Source organism: Streptococcus sp. 27098_8_74 (assembly GCF_041431705.1).
Lineage (GTDB): Bacteria > Bacillota > Bacilli > Lactobacillales > Streptococcaceae > Streptococcus > Streptococcus salivarius_E.
The window spans coordinates 1-822 of the sequence record NZ_JAPVYF010000066.1; the positions used below are offsets into that span (position 1 = coordinate 1).

Genomic DNA, 822 nt, shown 5'->3' on the forward strand with positions numbered 1-822 from the left:
ACCAAGTCAGTTGATGGCGTTGGTACCTACACAGTAGCAGCAGACGGTACTGTTACATTTGTTCCAGAACCAAGTTTTACAGGAACAGCACCAGCGGTTACAGTTGTTCGTGAAGACAAGAACGGAACAAAAGCTTCAGCGACTTACACACCATCAGTAACACCAATTACAGTGACTCCTACAGACAAGGTTTCTGCGGATGTTCAAAACGTTCCTCAAACCCAAACACCAACCTTTGATTTGAGTAATGATAAGACTGCTGAAATCACAAGCAAGAAATTGGTGGATCCCGCAACTGGTCAACCAACTGATGAAACAACAGTGACAGTAGCAGGTGAAGGTAGCTATACTATCGACCCAACGACTGGAGCAGTAACATTTACGCCAGAAAAAGACTTTGTTGGTACTGCAAAAGGAGTAACTGTTCAGGCAACTGCTACTATTACAAATGCTAACGGTAAGACTGCAACCATTACTTCAGATGCAACCTACACACCAACTGTTGTGCCAGCAGTTCCAACCGCAAACCCTGCAACTTCTAAAGATGTTCAAGGTGCAACACAAACAGGGACACCAACCTTTGCAGGAACAACTGTTCAAGTGAATGGTGAAGATAAAGCTATTACGATCAAAGATAATAGCTACACACTCTTGGATAAAGAAGGTAACGAAGTTTCAAGCACACCAGCTTATGCTGCTGATGGTACAACTGAAATCGGTACTTACTCTATCGATTCAGCTACTGGTCAAGTCACTTTCACACCGACTGATAAATCATACACAGGTGTAGTCACACCGGCCAAGGTTCAAGCTGAAAGCTCA

At 43.7% G+C, this 822-nt stretch carries 1 pseudogene; it reads left to right on the forward strand.

What is annotated here, in order from left to right:
• Window positions 1-822 (forward strand): annotated as a pseudogene (locus tag O3670_RS10950) (CshA/CshB family fibrillar adhesin-related protein); the annotation flags it as partial.